We start from the raw sequence: 16,696 nt of genomic DNA on the forward strand, positions 1-16,696 counted from the left end.
GGGCCCGCACCCGCACCAGCCACTTCGCAGCACTTCGCCCCGCCGACCACAAGGTCGACGGGGCGAAACAGAGCCCGAATTAGCCAACAGCATCCGTGCGACCACGGTGCGGGCCCCTTCTGCGTGGGGCGGTGACCGGGGTTCGGCGGGGGCCACCGCCCGGGGCTGGTCGAGACACCGGTCGGCGCTACGCTTCGCAGAGGATTTCGTGACGAATGGGAGGTTCGGATGCCCGGCCGGCAGAGCGAAGAACGGGTCGCTGCCGAGGCGGACGCCGGTCCGACGTGGCTGCGGAGCAGCGTCGCGCCGAAACTGCACCTGACCGCGAAGTCCTGCCGGGCGTTCTTCGAGGAGCGCCTCGCGGAGTCGGGGGCGACCTTCGCGGCATGGACGGTGCTGGCCGCCCTGAAGCTGGAGGGTCCGATGATCCAGCGCGCACTCGCCCAGTACCTGAGCATCGAGGGCCCGACACTCTCCCGTCACCTGGAGTCGATGGAGCGGCGCGGCCTGGTCGTGCGCAAGCGCACCGGCGCCGACCGCCGGGCTGCGACCGTGGAGATCGCGCCCGACGGGGAGGAGATGTACAACCGGATCTCCTCCGTCGCGGTCAAGAGCCAGCAGGAGATGCTCAAGGGCCTCAGCGACGGGGAGGTCGCCCGGCTCGCGACGCTGCTGGACCGGATCCTGGAGAACGTCGGACCGCGCTGACGGGACGGGCGGCGGCGGAGTCGCGATCAAGCCGCCGCAAACGCACCCCGGTGTCCGCGGCGCGGGCGGGCGGCGCGACGATGGAGCACTGTGTCGACCAATCATCCTGCCAATTCCGCGGCCGACGGGGACGCACCGCCCACCCCCTCCGACGCCCCCTCCACCGGCCCCTCCGTCGCCCCCTCCCCGGCCTGGTACCGACGGTTTGCCCGTGGTGCCTTCGCCGACCTGAGCCCGCTGCGCGACCACGCCGACTACCGGCGGGTCTGGTTCGGGCAGTCCGTCTCCTCGATCGGCCAGCAGATGACGGCCGTCGCCGTCTCCGTCCAGGTCTACGACCTGACCGGTTCCACCTTCGCGACCGGCCTGGTCGGCCTCTTCTCCCTCGTCCCGCTGGTCGCCTTCGGCCTCTACGGCGGTGCGATCGCCGACACCGCCGACCGTCGCCGCCTCGGCCTGATCGGCGCGGCCGGCCTCGCCGCCGTCTCCGCCGTCCTGGCCGCCCAGGCGCTCGCGGGCCTCGGCCTCGTCGCGGTCCTCTACGCGGCCGTCGCCCTCCAAGCCGGCTTCTTCGCACTCGCCTCGCCCGCCCGCTCGGCGATGATCCCGCGCCTCGTCCCTGCCCGCCAGCTCCCCGCCGCCAACGCCCTGAACACCGTCAGCATGAACCTCGGCCTCACCGTCGGCCCCATGCTCGGCGGCGTCCTCATCGGCGCCTACGGCGTCCAGGTCGCCTACCTCGTCGACACCGTCGCCTTCGGCGCCACGATCTACGCCATGTGGCGCCTGCCCACCATGCTGCCGCTCGGCGAGCGCAAGGGCCGCGCCTCCGTCCTCGACGGCCTCCGCTTCCTGCGCGACCAGCCCAACCTGCGCACCAGCTTCCTCGCCGACCTGGCCGCGATGATCTTCGGCATGCCGCGCGCCCTCTTCCCGGCCCTCGCTGTCACCTTCTACGGCGGCGACGCCCGCACCGTCGGCCTGCTCGCCGCCGCCCCCGCCGTGGGCGCCCTGACCGGCGCCCTCTTCTCCGGCTGGGTCGGCCGCATCAACCGCCAGGGCGCCGCCGTCCTGGCCGCCGTGATCGCCTGGGGCCTGGCCATCGCCGCCTTCGGCCTGGTCCGCAACCTCTGGCTCGGCCTCCTCCTGCTCGCCGCCGCCGGCTGTGCCGACACCATCAGCATGATCTTCCGCAACACGATGATGCAGGTCGCCGCCCCGGACGAGATGCGCGGCCGCCTCCAGGGCGTCTTCATCGTGATCGTCGCCGGCGGCCCCCGCCTCGGCGACTTCGAGTCCGGCGCCATCGCCTCCCTCACCAGCCCGGCCGTCTCCGTCGTCAGCGGCGGCCTCGCCTGCGTCGCCGCCATCCTCCTCCTCGCCGCCCGCCGCCCCGCCTTCCTCCGCTACGACGCCCGCCACCCCACCCCCTGACCCCCACCCCCACAACCCTGCAGCGAGCACCCCCCGACGTGCTGTATTGTTTTCCTCGTCGCCGGGACAACCGGCCGACAAGGTCGAGAAACCCAAAGGCCGAGCCCCCCAGGCTCTGCCCAGGGCCACGAGACCACGGGACGTGGCGCAGCTTGGTAGCGCACTTGACTGGGGGTCAAGGGGTCGCAGGTTCAAATCCTGTCGTCCCGACCGGCTTTTTCGCAGGTCGGAAGCCACTTCTATCAAAACGATAGGAGTGGCTTTTTTCCTTTGGTGGTCGCAATGTGGTCGTGAACGCTCGTTCACATCGCCTCGCCGGGCACGTTTCCGCAGGCCTGGCCCCTCCGACCTGGTCGTGACGGGGCATTTGTTCATTCATCTGGGAACCCGCGTGCCGTCGATCGTGGACTGGTCGACTCTTCGGCGCGGAAACGGTCCCGGATTCGTGGGAAACAGGCATGCCGACGGAACCTGCGGCGTCATCTGTTTCGACGGGCCGCACGTTTATCGGGTGTCAGTTATGAGCCGGGAATACGGTTGCTTGTCGGCCTGGTGGTCGGAGCGCCCAGGAGCGCTGAGCCGTCTGCAGCGGTGGGGCCGTCAGGCCGCTTGGTGGAACGGCGGGTTCGGCAGGCCGGCGTCGTGGGCGGGGGCGTCCGGGTCGTGCCGGGTGTGGGCTTCGACGAGGTGGAGCCTTGCCTCGATGGTGTTCACGGCGGCCCTGGCGACGTCCCAGGTCAGGTGGCTGTAGATGTTCGCGGTGGTCGACAGGGTGGAGTGCCGCAATGTTTTGGAGATGACGGCCATGGAGACGTTGCCCTCCAGGGCGAGGGTGGCGGCGAGGTGGCGCAGGTCGTGGATGGTGACGTGGGGCAGTGCGGCCTGTTCGCGCAGCTCGTGGAAGCGCCGGCGGACGGCGGCGGGGTGGAGGGGCTGGCCGTCGGGGCCCTGGAAGACGTGGCCGTTGACGGTGGCGGTGCTCCGGTCCATGGCGCGCTGGAGGGCTGCGGCGACGCGCTCGGACAGGGGTACCCAGTTGCGGCTCTTCCTGGTCTTGGGCGGGGTGAGGACGAGTTCGTGGTTGTCGACCGCGGAGAGGGTGTGGCGGATGTACATGACGCGGTCATCCAGCCGCACGCACGGGCGCTGGAGGCCGAGTGCCTCGCCCTTGCGCAGTCCGGTGCCGATGATGACCTCGAAGAGGTCGGCGAAGGCGGGGTCGACGTTTCGGCAGTGGGAGAGGAAGGCAACGGCCTGCTCCGCGGTCCAGGGGATGCGTTCGTCGGGGCGGGGCCGGCGCATGGGCAGGGGCTGGGCGGCGTTGAAGGGCAGGCGGTGGGTGCGCACGGCGGTGCCGAGGGCGCTGGAGAGGGTCGCGAGGCAGTGGTAGACGGCCTGGCGTCCGCGGCCGGCGTCGAGCTGCTCGTGGGCGTAGGCGGAGATGTGGTCGTGGGCGAGGTCCTCCAGGCGAAGCTTGCCGAAGACGGGTATCAACTCGCAGAGCACGTAGGTGCGGTAGCGGGCGTAGGTGGTGCGCTTGAGCAGGAACTCCATGCCCTTGAGCCACTTCGTGAGATAGGCGGCCACCGTCTCGTGCGGTCGGCGTCGAACCCCAGCTGCCGCCCTTCGAGGAAGCGCCGCAGCGCCGTCTCGGCATACCACTCGTCCTCGAAACCGCCGCGACGTATCGTGCGCCGTCGGCCCGTGAGAGAGGGGATGTCGACGGCGAACGTCCATGTGCCGTGCCCCTCTTCGGCCAGGCGCGGACACGCTGCTCCGAGCTGGCGCCGGTCGGCGTCCCGACACCCGCAGCGGCGGTAGACCCGCCCTGGCCGTCCTGACGTGCGCACTTCCTGTTCCTCCAGCGGTCATTGGCTCTTGATCGGCTCGCGGAGGCTACCGGTGCAACGGTCCGGAGGGTTGTCTGCGACCACCATGCGATCACCAACGCCGAATCAGGCCCCTGACCTGTGGCTCGCGGTGAGGACCCGCACCTGGGCGGGCCAATGAACGGGAGACGGTCTCGTCATTTCGGACGGACGGTGTGAGTACCCGGAAATTACTACCGTGCGTAACCGAGAGTCCCGAGGCGTGCCCCGAAGGGGGCCGAAGCCGGGGTCGTGCCAGCGGAAAGCCTGTGGCGCTTGCTATTGACGGTGGCTCACGCAAGTGATATGGAAAGTTTCGCGACCTCGATTCGGCTACGCAGTGCCACTGAGAAGCGGCTCGGATGGGCGGGTCGCCACTGGCTCCGGGGCGAGGTTGGTGGGCGTGCCGACGTCGGAGGCACGGCGTCGGCGGGTCCCGTGTGCGGACGTGTCCTCGCGGAGGTTGTGGGTGGGTCGGAGGTGCTACTCGTGCGGTCGAGCCGGACGGACAGATGAGCCGGTCGCGGTTGGCGGCTGAGGCTTCGCGGACGAGACGGGCGAATCGGCTGTTGCCTATGCCGGGCTGTCCGGTGTGCTCGTCATCGTCCTGGTCTTCATCGTCGCCGAAGCCGTCCTCGTCGTCGAGTTCGTTCGCCTGTTCTCCAGCCGGTGGATAGCCCGCATCAGTCGAAAGCGACGCTGCGACGGGTGGTGGTGGAGCTGACCAACGGTCTACGGACGTGCTGGCCGGGGCGATGGCTTCCATTCTCGTGGCCCTGGTTGGCAGCCGCAGTCTTCGCGCAGGGGATCCGAGGAATATGGAAGGGGCCCTGGCCGAAGCCAGGGCCCCCATGTCTGCAAGAACGGCTCACTTCACCGCTTTTTGCCTGTCGATCACGTCAGGGCGTTCGTTCGGGCTGGAGGGTCCAGCGCTGGTTGTCCTGGAGTCCGGGGCAGTCCCAGATACCCAGTCGAGTTCCTTGGTCGGTTGCCCACGCCGGCAGTTCGAGGCATTTGCCTCCGGGGCTGTCGTTGTTGACGGTGCCGGGAATGAACAGTCGGCCGTCGGGTCGCATGCTCCACTTCTGTCCGGCGCCTCCCGTGCAGAGGCCGAGGACCACGCGCGTGCCGTTGGTCAGTGCGTTGTCCTTGGCGGACAGGCAGAAGCTGCCGCTGCGGACGGTGCCGTCGCTAGCGAAGTTGAAGCGTTGGTTGGCCGTCTGCCAGCAGGCGAAGACGGCGAGTTCGGCTCCGGGGCGTGGGCCGCCGACGGCGTCGGCGCAGAGCCAGTCGGCGAGTCCGGAGTGGATGGACACGCTCGCGTCGGCGTAGCCGGCGAATGCCCAGGGGCCGAAGCTGTCGACCTTGCCCGCTGTGCTGGTAGTGCCGGTTCCGGGGAAGATCGCGAGAGCGTTGGTGTTGTCGATCACCCAGAGGTCGGAGTAGCCGTCGTTGTTGAGGTCGCCCGCACCGATGCGCGGGTGGGAGCCGCCCTTGAGTCCGGCCCCGGTGAGGAGCGGGATGCCCTCGTCGGGCTTGGTCAGTGCGGAGAAGTTGACCGTCCGGTCGGCGTTCCAGCCGAGCGGATAGGCGGTGATGGCGCCGGTGGAGCGGCTACGGGCCCACAGGGTGGGCTGGTTGGCGGGCTTGTTGGTGCCGGGCTTGGTCGTCGGGCCGTTGGCGGAACCGGGGTTGATGAGTTCGAGGTCCGTCCAGCTGCCGGACGTGGTGGGAATGAGCGTCGCGGTGGCGACATTGTCGGACAGACCGTTGGCCTCGAAGAGGTAGAGCTTCCCGTCTTCGAGGGTCAGGATCGAGGTCTGGGTCGTGAAGACGGGCTCGTGGTTGCCGCTGGGCTTGGGCGCGACGGCTTCACCTGAGGGCGTGCCGAAAGCGAGGACCTGGGACGCGTGGCTCCATGTACCGTGGTAGGCATCGCACGGTGCGTTGGTGCCGTACGTCGTGCAGGTGTCGGGACGCTTGATCTCGCCGGAGACGAGCCTGTCGAACTGCCCTGAGCCGTCATTGTGGATGAGGTAGAGCGCGTCCGCGAGCTTGTTCTCGTTGGTGACCGGCCCGTTGTAGTGGGCGATGATCTGATCGACGGAGTCCCCGATGCTCAGGCTCCCTCGGTGGCTGAGCTGGAAGTCGGACCACGTGGCGCCGTGGTCGTTGGCGCCGGGAGCCGCCATCGAGGTTGCGGCGATCGAGCTGACCGGATCGGCGGTGCCGCCGATTACACGGAGGTTGCCGTTCTGGTCGGCACTGACGATGTCGGGCTTCTGGTCGTTGTCCACATCACCGAACAGCGGCTGGGTGCCGGGACGCCAGGGGACGTAGAAGTTGTAGAGGGCGGTCTGGCTGTAGTTGCCCGCGATGTCCATGGCCCAGGCGTAGACGGTGTTGATACCCCACTTGCGTGCCTGGTAGTAGTACGGCTCTCCCGGAGCGTAGGTTCCGCTGTCACCGCACCGCCAGCCGACGACGGGCGTCGGGTCGGTGCTGACGCGCAGGCAGGCGAGGCCGGAGGCCTGGAGTCCGGGGGCGGGAGCGGGGTCGTCGGCGTAGATCCACAGAGCACCCCAGTCGTTCATGTACTTGGACGGATTGGGGTTGGGAGTGCCGGCCGGCGGGAAGTCGTCGGAGCGGATGCTGACGCGCGGGTTGGTGCGGTCGATGCGGAAGTAGCACAAGGCGCTCGTCTGAGAGCTGAGCAGGGTGTCGGTGGACTGGGCGTACCACCCGTACTGGTGGCCGTCGCTGAGCGGTCCTGGCGAGACCGGTTCGGCGGGGTTGTTGTAGGCGCCCCCCCAACGGCCGTCGTTGAAGCGGAAATCGGAATTGTCGTCCCAGAGCTCGTAGATGGTGCGGAGGGGGAGGCCGCTCGGGGAGAAGCTGTTGGCGTAGAGGTAGATGTTCTGGTTGCTGCCGATCCATCCGGGGTTGTCCCAGGGGTGGGTTCCACCGCTGGTGCATTCGGCGCCGCCGGCGTTGGCGAAGCCAGGGGTCGGGCTGGTCCGCGGGTGCCAGATCGTCGGCGCGATGTCATAGGTGGTGGTGACGCTCGGCTTGCTGTCGAGGTGGTGCCGGTAGAGCTTCTCCATCTCGCTGGCCCTGGGGGCGATGCCGACGGTCCAGGCAGCCCACTTGCCGGCGGCGGCTTGCTTCATCATGTTGGTGACGTCGACAGCCAGTGGACCACCGTTGCCCGTGATGACCTGGCTGCCGACGAATGCGCAGCCTTCCATGACAGCGCTCTTGTTCGCGTACCCGCAGGGCTGGTCGGTCCACTTGCTGTGATCGTGGATCGCCGTGGGAGCCCAGTAGACCCCGAGCTCCGTTTGAGTGCTGGGACTGGCGGCACTGGTGACAGAACCGTTGAGGGTCGAGCTGAAGAGAACGGGCGGAGAGTCGGCGCCGCCGACGGTGGTGTAGATGGCGGGATTGACCGCGAACTGGAAGTACGCGCGCTGACGGCCTTCGTCACCACAGTCCTGGTTCGGGTCGGGACTGTGGTATCCGCAGAAGCCAGTCGCGAGGTTGGTCTTCTTGTTGTAGTACTCGTAGCCCTTGTGGTTCTCCTGCACCTCGACCGAGCCCTGGATCCCGCTCGTGACCGCGGTGAGCGACGGGTCCAGGTACCAGGGCCCGCTACCGGCACCCAGCGCCTGCTCGTTGGGCGTCAACTCGATGGCCCCGCCGGTGACCTTCGTGCCCATGACGGCGACGTTGGCGCCGTCCCCCGGCCCCTCGGCGCTGGACGGCGTGCCTGCGGGCTGGAGGTCAGCACCTCCTGCGGCAGCTGCCGCCGCGAAGCCGGAGGACTTGGCGGCCGGAGCCGAAGGGGCAGCGGCCGACCGGGTGGAGTCCCACTGCAGTGACGCGGGCGAGCGGAACCGGGCGGCACCCGACTCGTCCTTGACCTCGATCTGCCCCTGGTCGTCAGCGGCGACGGTCAGGCCCTTGCCGCTGATCGGGAAGCGCAGGCTCTTCAACGCGGGGCTGGCGGCGGCCTCGGGGGTGTGAACGACGATCACGTCCCGCCAGCCGCCGACCTCGAGCGCGGTCAGCTGCAGGTCGACGCCCGGCAGCACGTTCGCGTAGGTGGCGGTGCCACCGTCCACGGACGGCTTGGGCAGGACGAAGGGCGCCCCGACGGAGAGTTCCTTACCGTCCGCGGTCGCCACGGTCGCCATCGCCCCCGAGCCGCCTCCCGAGAAGGTCACGGCGGTGGGGGATGCGGCCGGGCTGAGACTGCCATCGGGGTTGGCCCTCAGACTCGCGTCGATGTCGGTCCACGCGCCGTCGCGCTTGAGGCGTACAGGCTGGGCGTTGTCCGTGGTACTCAAGGTGCCGTCGGGGTTCGCCACGGTCTTCGACGACTCGGTCGTCATGAAGTCCACCACGGCGGGCTTGCCGGTCGCCTTGGCCCTTGAGATGGCGTCGAACACGGCCTGCTGCGCAGGCGTGCGGGCCGGCTCCGGCTGGGCTGGCGCGGCGGGCGTAGCGGTACCACCGGACGCAGATGCGGGCCCGGGGCCCGCCGCGAGGGCGGCGGGGGCTCCGAGAAGACCGGCACCCAGCAAGCAGGTGGCTGCGAGAGCGGTCAGTCGAGTCGTTCGCCTGTGCAATGATCGGGCAGGTGGCGTGTGCACAATTGTGCTTGATGTGGCGGACATGTCTCTTTTGTGTTCCCCTCCCGGACTGCGACCCAACTCCGAGGATCGCGTTCGGGTGGGAACGATGGTACCCAGACTGCGAATTGGTCAACTCGGGTTCGGCTTCGCACCGGCATGTCCGGGTTGATACCGGCGCCAAGGTCAAGACTCCATAAACATCGCGTGCATGGTGGTCGAACGACCTGCCGAGTGTCGGACCCCTCACCTATCGTCACTTCGACCGTGGCGTAGCTGTGTCCACTTGACGCCACCTTGCTACAGACCGAGGAGATGCTGCGGTGGGGGTTTTGCCTGCCCGGATACGGGCTGGGAGTTCGACAGGACGCCGATGGCGTTCACCAGTGGTGGCGGCGATGGTCGCCCTGGCACTGACGGGGGTGTCCGTGCCGCCGGCGGTGGCGTGGACCTATCCCGAACCGGAGGGGCAGGTCTGGAGCCCGCCCAACGCTCCGTTGGAGGGCGCGGCGGTATCGGTGGAGGGGCACGACGCGCCATCGCCGGACCAGGCGCCCACCGCCCGGACGCCTGACCGGAAGCCCGAGGTCGCGCCGCCGGTCGTGACCGGGACCGAGACCGTCACCATCGGCGCCGACAGCGCCGGGGCGAAGGCCGCCCGTGCGGCCACCGGGGGCGCCTCGCCCGCCTCCAGCGGTGCCTCCGGCGCCAAGGCCGGCGACCTCGCCGTCCGGGTCGCCCCCGGCAGCGGGACCGGCGAGAGCGCCCGCACGGTCCACGTCCAGGTGACCGCTCCCGAGGCGGGCAAGGCAGCGGGCGCCGTCGGCCCGCTCATCGCCGTGTCCGACGCCGACGCGTCGACGACCAGCGACGGCCACAGCGCCAAGGTCTCCCTGGACCTCAAGGCACTGCAGGCCGGCGGGTGGTCCGACCGCGCCGTGCTGGTCGCGCTGCCCGCCTGCGCCCTGACCACGCCGGAACGGGCGGAGTGTCGGACCCAGACGCCGGTCCCCGCCCAGGCCGACGGCCGCGGGTCGGTCAGCGCCGAGGTGACGCTGCCCGCTGCCATCGAAGCCGACCGGGCCCAGGGGCCCCAGGACGCGGTCAAGACATCGTTCGCCGCCGGAGCCGGATCGGCCTCCGTGGCGGGCGGCCCCGTGGTGCTCACCGCGCTGCCAGCTCCGTTCGGCGCCGGCGGAAACTACACGGCGACACCACTCTCGCCATCCGCCGGCTGGCACGCCGGTTCCAACTCGGGGAGCTTCTCCTACAGCTATCCGATCTCCGTCCCAGCGGCCCTCGGCGGCGAAGCCCCCACCGTCGCGCTCAGCTACAACTCGTCGGCGGTGGACGGCAAGACATCGGCAACGAACTCCCAGTCCTCCTGGATCGGCGACGGCTGGGCCTACGAGCCCGGCTTCATCGAGCGCTCCTACAAGGGCTGCAACAAGTCGGGCATCACTGATTCCGCCGACCAGTGCTGGGGCGGCCAGAACGCCACCCTGGCGCTCGGCGACCGGTCCGGCACCATCGTGCGCGACGACACCACCGGCACCTGGCACCTGCAGGACGACGACGGCTCCAAGATCGAGCAGCTCACGGGCGCGCCGCGCAGCGGCAACGACATCAGCTACCGGGACATGGAGTACTGGCGGATCACCACGCCGGACGGCACCCAGTACTACTTCGGCCTCAACCACCTGCCCGGCGGTGACGGCACCGACCCCGCCGCCAACTCGGTCCTGACGACGCCGGTGTACTCACCGAAGAACGGCGACCCCTGCTACAGCCCGTCGACCGGGAACGGCTCCTGGTGCCAGATGGCGTGGCGCTGGCAACTCGACTTCGTCGTCGACAGCAACGGCAACCTGACGACGTACAAGTACGCGGCCGAGGTCAACAACTACAGCCGCGGCGGCGCCCCGGACAGCAGCAAGGGCGTACTCACCGCCTACCAGCGGGCCGCCTACCTGCGCGAGATCGGCTACGGCCAGCGGCTCGACGAGCAGAAGGCCGCCAAGGGCGCCCTCAACCCCGCGGCGAAGGTCGTCTTCACGGTCGCGGAGCGCTGCCTCGCCTCGGGTGCGATCACGTGCGCCGAGGACCAGCGCGTCCCCGCCAACGCAGACTTCTGGCCCGACGTCCCGATCGACCAGATCTGTGCCGGCTCCGGTACCTGCACGAACTACGCACCGACGTTCTTCACCACCAAGCGGCTGACCTCCATCGCCACCCAGGCCCTCGTCGGCGGCGCCTACCGCACCGTGGACACCTGGGCACTCACCCAGTCGCTCGCCGAGCCCGGCGACGCCACCAAGAAGACCCTGCAACTGGACTCCGTCCAGCGGACCGGATCCAACGGCCAGACACCGATCACCCTTCCGCCCGTCACCTTCACCTACCGGATGATGGCCAACCGCGTCGACGGCCTGGTCCCGCCGGAGCACATGTTCATGCGCCCCCGGATCCAGGGCATCACCACCGAGGCCGGCGGCCGGATCAACGTCGTCTACACCGACCCTGAATGCTCCCGGGTCAACAACCGCATGCCCGCCTCCGAGGTCGACAACTCGATGGCGTGCATGCCGGTCAAGTGGTACCTGCCCTACTCGGGCATGCCCGGCCAGGACCCGGTCCCGGTCAACGACTGGTTCAACAAACCGCTCGTCAAGGTCGTCACCGAGCAGGACCTCGTCAGCACCCCGGCGGTCGGCAAGACCACGGAGTACACGTACAACGGCGGCGCCGCCTGGCACCGCAACGACGCGGAGTTCACCGACCCCAAAACCCGCACCTGGGACCAGTTCCGCGGCTACCAGTCAGTGACCACCACCACGGGCAGCGGCTCCTCCAGCGAGGCCCCCAAGACCCAGCAGACGACCACCTACCTGCGCGGCATGCACGGCGACTACCTCGCCAACGGCACCAACAAGCGCAACGTCCAGGTCACCAGCCCCCTCGGCGGCACCATCACCGACGAGGACTGGCTCGCCGGCCGCGTCGTGGCCACCGAGGACTACGACCGAGCCGGCGGCACTGTCCAGTCGGTGGCGGGAAAGCTGTACAACGGCCAGCAGATCACGGCCACGCACGCACAGAGCGCCGGGGCACCGCAGATCTTCGCCCGCTACTCGGACTCCCAGACCACGTCGCTCACCAAGGCGAAGCTCGCCAACGGAAGCTGGCGAACCGCCACCACGGTCACCACGACGGACCCGGCGCACGGGAACCGGGTCATCTCCGTCAACGACAAGGGCGACGGTAGCGCCGCCACCCCGGAGATCTGCAAGACCACCAGCTACGCCACCAGCGACAACCCGCTGCTCCTCACCCTGGCCTCGGAGGAGATCACCGTCCAGGGTGGTTGCTCCACCAAGCCGACCGCCGTGACGGCCATCAGCGGTAGTCGCACCCTGTACGACGGCAAGCCGTTCGGGCACGCCGGCGCAACGGGAGACCTCACCAGTACCCAGGCCCTCGACCACTTCGACCAGGCCGGCAACCCGGTCTACGCCCACGCCTCGAGCACGACCTTTGACGCCTACGGCCGCAGTGTGGCCAGCGCGTCGGCCAACGGCTCGACGTACGACCGCGATGGCACCCAGCTCAGCGGACCCACGATCACCCCGGCGACCACGACAGTGGCGATCACTCCGGCGACGGGTGCCCTGCCCACCGAGGTGCGGACGACCGGCCCCATGGGGGCGGGCTGGACCACCACCGTCGTCCAGGACCCCGCCCGGGGCCTGCCGCTCACCAGCACCGACATGAACGGCCGCGTCACCACGTCGACGTACGACGCGATCGGGCGCATCACTGCGGTCTGGGCACCGGACCGTCCGACTGACGCACTCCCGAGCAAGAAGTTCGCCTACTCCGTCAAGGGAACGGCGGGCCCGTCCGCCATCACGACCAAGTCGATCAACGACGACGCCGCCACCTATCTGACGACCATCGAGATCCTCGACGGGCTCGGCCGGGCCCGGCAGACCCAGAGCATGAGCACGGCCTACCCGACCGGGCGTCTGATCACGGACACCGTCTACGACACCCACGGCTGGGTGATCAAGACGTCCAACCCGTACTACGAGAAGACCTCGTTCCCCACCGAATCCGTCTTCCTCCCGGTCGGTGACGGCCAGATCCCAGGCCAGACCTGGAACACCTACGACGGCGCCGGACACCTGGTGCGCTCGGAGTTCCGCTCGAACGGCAACCTCCAGTGGGCCACCACGACGGCCTACCCCGGTGCGGACCGGACCGACACCACCCCACCCGCCGGAGCAACGCCGACCTCGATCGTCACCGACGCCCGGGGCCGGACCACGGCGGCCTGGGAGTACCGCACCAGCACGGCAACCGGGAACCCCGCCGACGCCGACATCACGACCTTCGCCTACACGGCCGGCGGCCAGTCCGCCGGGCGTACCGACAGCAGTGGCAACACCTGGAGCTTCACCTACGACCTGAGGGGCCGGAAGGTCTCCGCGACCGACCCGGACACCGGTACGAGCACGACGTTCTACGACGCGGACTCGCAGGTCGACCACACGGTCGACGCCAAGGGCCAGACGCTCTCGTACACGTACGACCTGCTGGGGCGGAAGACCGGGAGCTACAGCGGCAGTGTCGCCCCGGCGAACCAGCTGGCGTCCTGGAGCTACGACACTCTGGCCAAGGGCCTGCCGACCGCCTCCACCCGCTATGTCGGCGGATCCGGCGGAGCGGCCTACACCACGGCCGTCACCGGCTACGACACGGGCTACCGGGTCCTCGGTACGTCCGTCATCATCCCCGGTGCCGAGGGCGCTCTCGCGGGCACCTACACGACCACCAACACCTACAGCAAGGGTCTGGGCTTCCTCAAGGCGAAGAGCGTTCCGGCCGCCGGCGGCCTGCCCGCCGAAACCGTTTCCTACGGTACGACCATCACCGGACTGCTCACCTCGGCCGCCAGCCTGGGACAGGCAGTCATCCCGAGGGTCACCTACGATCCGATGGCCAGGCCCCTGGAGACCACCGTCGGGGCCTACGGGTCGCAGGTCGTCTCGGTGCAGCAGTACGACTGGGCCACCGGACGGGTCATCAACTCCTTCGTGTCCCGCCAGACCGGCACCGTCGCCACCGACCAGACCAGCTACACCTACACGCCGTCCGGGCGCATCACCTCGGTCAGCACCATCCAGGACGCCACGGACACCGACACCCAGTGCTTCACCTACGACCACCTGGGCCGGCTGACCAACGCCTGGACGGACACCCAGGGCGTACACAGCGTCTCCGACTGGACGGACTCCTCGGGCGCCGTCCACGGCACCGGCGGCTCGACCAGCGTGCCCGGCATCGGCGGCTGCAACAACGCAGGCGGCCCGGCACAGGTCGGCCCCGGCGGCCGCAGCATCGGCGGTCCCGCCCCCTACTGGAACACCTACAGCTATGACGCCAGCGGCAACCGCACCGGCCTCGTCCGGCACGACATCTCCGGCAACAGCCTCAACGACACCACCACCACCCAGACCTTCGGAGCCGCCAAGAGCCGCAACACCCCCACCACCGCATCCAACACCGGCGGTGGAACCGGCGGGCCGCACGCCCTCCTGACCTCCACCACCACCGGACCGGGCGGAACCAAGGCCGTCGGCTACCAGTACGACGCCAAGGGCAACACCACCGCCATCACCGACACCGCCGGCACCACCACCCTGACCTGGAACGGCGAGGACAGGCTCGACTCCCTCACCCAGACAGCCGGCGGCACGACCAACTACCTCTACGACGCCGACGGCAACCAGCTCATCCGCCGCAACCCCGGCAAGACGACGCTCAACCTCCCCACGGACGAGCTCACACTCGACACCGCCACAGGCTCGATGAACAACGTCCGGACCGTCGCCTCTGCCGGCGGCCTGACCTACCTCCGGGTCACCGCCCTGATCGGCGGCGGCGACATCCTCATCCAGGCCACCGACCCGCACGGCACCAGCGGCCTGCAGATCAACACCACCGACGGCCAGCCCGTCACCCGCCGCCCCACCGACCCGTTCGGCAACCCCCGCGGCAACCAGCCCGCAGCGTCCGACTGGGCGGGCGGCAAGGGGTTCGTCGGCGGTACCAAGGACGAGACCACCGGCCTCACCAACCTGGGAGCCCGTCAGTACGATCCCACCACCGGCCGCTTCATCAGCCCCGACCCGATTCTCGACGAGGGCAACCCGCAGCAGTGGAACGGCTACGCCTACAGCGAGAACGACCCGGTCAACCGCAGCGACCCCAGCGGCCTCGCCACTCCCGAGTGCGGCACGCTCTACAAGTGCACCGGCACCGGCGGCACCATCACCATGAAGAACGCGGAGCAGGCGACCGCGGAACACGTCTCTGACGCCGCACTCAATCGACTGGTCGACAGTGCTCCCGGCTACAAGCCCGTGGTCCCCATCGGTCCGCCGCCCAAGAAGAAGACCTTCTTCGGCGGCGTCAAGGACACCATCGTCGGCACTGCGAAGGGCATGGCCCAGCCGTACAAGGATCTGAAGAACTGCGTCTTCGGCCGGAGCGGCAGCGCCTGCAAGGCGACCGCGATAGCACTCAATCCCGTTGCGATGTCGATCAAGACTGTCAGCGGAAGCATCGACGGCATCAAGCAGATGGCCGACCAGGTCAAGAACGGCGAATACGCCTACACCAGCGGCCAGGCCACAACCCTGATCCTCCTGGCAGTCGTCGGCAAGAAGATCGCCAAGGGATGCCACAGCTTCCTGCCGAACACACTCGTACTCATGGCCGACGGCACCGCCAAACCGATCGGCGCCCTCCAGGCCGGCGACTCCGTCACCACAACCGACCCACAGACCGGCGAGACCACCTCGAAGCCGGTCACGGCAACGATCATCACCCCCGACGACTCCGAATTCACCGAACTCACCCTGGCCCTGCCCGCCGCCACCGGCGAGCAGACCACCACGATCGTCTCCACATCCACCCACCCCTACTGGGATGAAACCACCCAGCGCTGGACCCAAGCAGCCGCCATCCAGCCCGGCCACCAGCTCACCGGAACCGACCAGAACACACTGACTGTGGTCGGAATCCGCAACTACACCACACAACCCCAGCAGGCCAACGACCTGACGGTCGCCGACCTTCACACGTACTATGTGCTGGCGGGGACCGTGCCAGTTCTCGTGCATAACTGCCCCAGCGGCGTTAATGCTGCTGGCAGCAAGTGCAAGTGCTCTGCGGGCCCTAATGCCTATTCATCGGCATTTGAGATGACCTTGGATGCGACAGACTTCGGGCGCTCACGGGGCACACATTTTCGGCGAGCCAATGCGGCCCTGGACGCTTCACTGAGGTCCGATTCGGCATTTGCCGCAGACATGGAGTCGTTGATTCCAGGAGTGGGTGCCGCCGTATCCTCGCGAGGGGGGCGCAAGACGCCATCTGGATGGACATGGCAGCATGAGCCCACGAGCAATACTGGCGGTGTTCCAGGCGTGATGAGACTTGTTCCTGAGCCTCAGCATCGACCCGGCTCCGTGTGGCAGGATTTGCTCCATCCTGGCGGAGCAGGAGGATACGCCGAGTGGGCGATCCCCAACGGTGCGCCGCCGAACTGAAGCGAGGAGAGAATGTCCTTCACCATCATGCACAGGGGCGGAGAAATGGAAGAGGGGGACGAGTTGATGATCCCTCGCCTCCTCGAAGAGCTTGACGGTCCCCGCGACGATGAACACCCGGATGTTTCCGTGTGCGACGACGAGAGCGCATGGTCAATTTCAGCTTTCCAGGGAGGGTCTCTGATCTTCGAGAATCTCGATTCCAGCGAATTTGCACCCCGCCACATCGTCAATGTTCCGCGATCCGAAATGACCCGTGCGATGGTTCTGCTGGCACGGGGACGCCTGGACGAGCTGGAGCTGATGAACTGGGAGCCTGGATATCAGTCATAGGCTCGGGCGTGTCTGAGTAGCCAGCTTCGGCCCCGCCGACCCCCTTGAGTTCTAGAACGCTGATGAAGATGTTGGGTTCTGGCCCCACCGTATGAGCGGTGGG

The 16,696-nt window shown here is 68.6% G+C and carries 7 protein-coding genes and 1 tRNA gene; 6 read left to right on the plus strand and 2 right to left on the minus strand.

Annotated features, from left to right (window positions below):
- Positions 1 to 228: 228 nt before the first annotated feature.
- The 3 genes from ABZW10_RS14310 (at position 229) to ABZW10_RS14320 (ending at position 2,352) form a co-directional block, all read left to right on the plus strand.
- Positions 229 to 708, plus strand: a complete 480-nt coding sequence (locus ABZW10_RS14310) for a MarR family winged helix-turn-helix transcriptional regulator (protein ID WP_355364052.1) — start codon at positions 229 to 231, stop codon at positions 706 to 708.
- Between the two features lie 228 nt (positions 709 to 936).
- Positions 937 to 2,142 carry an MFS transporter gene (locus tag ABZW10_RS14315; RefSeq protein WP_355364423.1) on the plus strand — a complete coding sequence of 402 codons (1,206 nt, stop codon included), beginning with the start codon at positions 937 to 939 and terminating at the stop codon, positions 2,140 to 2,142.
- A 136-nt stretch (positions 2,143 to 2,278) separates the two neighbouring features.
- Positions 2,279 to 2,352, plus strand: a tRNA-Pro gene (locus ABZW10_RS14320).
- Positions 2,353 to 2,742: 390 nt separating this feature from the next.
- Here the strand turns inward: ABZW10_RS14320 and ABZW10_RS14325 are convergent.
- A complete protein-coding gene (locus ABZW10_RS14325; protein WP_355364055.1) occupies positions 2,743 to 3,729 on the minus strand; it encodes a tyrosine-type recombinase/integrase in 987 nt (328 codons plus the stop codon).
- 873 nt (positions 3,730 to 4,602) lie between these two features.
- Here ABZW10_RS14325 and ABZW10_RS14330 point away from each other — a divergent pair.
- Positions 4,603 to 4,734 carry a hypothetical protein gene (locus tag ABZW10_RS14330; protein ID WP_355364058.1) on the plus strand — a complete coding sequence of 44 codons (132 nt, stop codon included), beginning with the start codon at positions 4,603 to 4,605 and terminating at the stop codon, positions 4,732 to 4,734.
- 175 nt (positions 4,735 to 4,909) lie between these two features.
- Here ABZW10_RS14330 and ABZW10_RS14335 read toward each other — a convergent pair whose 3' ends face one another.
- Positions 4,910 to 8,461, minus strand: coding sequence for a ricin-type beta-trefoil lectin domain protein (locus ABZW10_RS14335; protein WP_355364061.1), 3,552 nt, complete (start codon positions 8,459 to 8,461; stop codon positions 4,910 to 4,912).
- Positions 8,462 to 9,246: 785 nt separating this feature from the next.
- On the opposite strand from ABZW10_RS14335, the gene ABZW10_RS14340 reads away from it, so the two are divergent.
- Complete coding sequence (locus ABZW10_RS14340) at positions 9,247 to 16,260, plus strand: RHS repeat-associated core domain-containing protein (protein ID WP_355364064.1); 7,014 nt, start codon at positions 9,247 to 9,249, stop codon at positions 16,258 to 16,260.
- 12 nt (positions 16,261 to 16,272) lie between these two features.
- Complete coding sequence (locus ABZW10_RS14345; RefSeq protein ID WP_355364067.1) at positions 16,273 to 16,593, plus strand: hypothetical protein; 321 nt, start codon at positions 16,273 to 16,275, stop codon at positions 16,591 to 16,593.
- The last annotated feature ends 103 nt before the right edge of the window (positions 16,594 to 16,696 follow it).

It is taken from the genome of Kitasatospora sp. NPDC004723 (genome assembly GCF_040609255.1).
GTDB lineage: Bacteria > Actinomycetota > Actinomycetes > Streptomycetales > Streptomycetaceae > Kitasatospora.

What these genes read in the sequence shown, in the direction of transcription:
- ABZW10_RS14310 (WP_355364052.1), top strand. Translation starts at nt 229, where the DNA reads ATGCCCGGCCGGCAGAGCGAAGAACGGGTCGCTGCCGAGGCGGACGCC.
- ABZW10_RS14345 (WP_355364067.1), top strand. Translation starts at nt 16,273, where the DNA reads ATGTCCTTCACCATCATGCACAGGGGCGGAGAAATGGAAGAGGGGGAC.